2 protein-coding genes are annotated in these 1,516 nt (G+C 72.2%); both read left to right on the forward strand.

Annotated features, from left to right (window positions below; genetic code table 11):
- Window positions 1–247: dCTP deaminase domain-containing protein (locus IEY78_RS33725; RefSeq protein WP_444544925.1), on the forward strand; the 247-nt coding region annotated here is incomplete at its 5' end.
- Window positions 244–1,356, forward strand: coding sequence for a glycosyltransferase family 4 protein (locus IEY78_RS33730; RefSeq protein WP_189104811.1), 1,113 nt, complete (start codon window positions 244–246; stop codon window positions 1,354–1,356). The genes IEY78_RS33725 and IEY78_RS33730, both read left to right, overlap by 4 nt.
- The last annotated feature ends 160 nt before the right edge of the window (window positions 1,357–1,516 follow it).

A 1,516-nucleotide genomic window follows, 5' to 3' on the forward strand; every position in this document is an offset into this window, starting at 1 on the left:
CTCCCTCGGCATCTGGGTGCACGTCTCCGCCCCGCTCGGCCACCAAGGCCATGCGATCCGCTGGACCCTGGAGATCCAGGCCGCCAAGCCCGTCCGCGTCTATCCGGGCATGACCTTCGGCAAGCTCGTCTTCATCGCCGCCCACGGCACCGCGGACAGCTACCAGCACCAGGCGGCGAAGTACGCGGCCACCGACGGCATCGACATCTCCCGCCTCTACGAAGAGATCCGCGGGGTCCGCCCATGAACGCCGTGCCCGGCCCGATGGTCGCCACCTGCCTGGACCTGCCCGCCGGCAGCCCCGGCGGCAGCGTCGAACTGTTCCTCGACCTCTACACCGGCGACCAGCCCCGCATCCCGGCCAGGGCTTTCATGCTCGCCCCCGCCGGCCGCCGCCCGATCCTGCCGCCCGGCCTCGATCTGCTGCCCGTCGCGGGCAAGTCCCTCGAAGGCCCCGCCTTCACCCGCTACGTCACCGACCTGCGCCGGGCACTGAGAGCGGCGCTCGACCCGCACGCGATCGGTGTCCTGCACCTGCACCACCTGGCCTTCGGCGCTACCCCCGCCCTGCTGCGGGCCCTGCCCGGACCGGCACGAATCGCCCTGGTCCACGGCACCGACCTGCTGTTCGCCGAAGCCCACCGCGACCAGCTGCAGATCCTGCGCGAGAGTGCCCGCTCCGCCGACGCCATCGTCGTTCCCACCGCCGCGATGGCCGACCGCCTCCTCAAGCTGGCTCCCCACACCGACCGGAGCAAGATCGAGCACATCCCGTGGGGCATCCCCGACCACCTCATCACCGCCCGCCTGCCCCGGCGCGCCCGCACCAACGGCAGTCATCTGCGGCTGATCTACGCGGGCCGGCTGACCCCGGAGAAGGGAGGCCAGACCCTCGTCCGGGCCCTGGCCGGCGCCTCGGGCATCGAGTTGAGCATCGCCGCCCCCAGGGCCCAGGTCCACGCGCTCGCCCCGCTGCTGCGAAAGGCCGAGATCCGGTCCCGCTACCTGGGATGGCTGAGCCGCCCGCAGCTGTGGAGAGCCTTCGCCGAGCACGACGCGCTCGTCATGCCCTCGACCACGCTGGAGGCAATGGGCCTGGTCGCGCTCGAAGCCCAGGCATGCGGGCTGCCCGTGCTCTACCAGCCCGTTCCGGGCCTGCGTGATGCTCTCGGCGCCACCGCACTGGCCACCGACTTCACCCAGCCCGCCACGGTGGCCCGGCACCTGGACCGGCTGCGGAGGTCCACCGGTGTACTGCCCGCCTTGCGGGAGGCGGGGTATGCCAATGCCGCCCGCTACCCGCTCTCGGCCACCGCCCGCGCACTGCACACCCTCGGCCGGCGGCTCACACGCTGAGCCTGTGCTGCGCCAGCAATCAACCCGCCCGCGTCACTACGCTGACCGGCGGGACAGCCACAGCGAACAGGGAGCCCATGATCAACCGCATCGAAGCACTCCTGGACGAAGGCGTCCGCGACAAGGTCTACCCCGGCGCCGTCTGGGCCGTCGGCGACAG

It is taken from the genome of Streptomyces kronopolitis (assembly GCF_014646275.1).
Classification (GTDB): Bacteria; Actinomycetota; Actinomycetes; order Streptomycetales; family Streptomycetaceae; genus Streptomyces; species Streptomyces kronopolitis.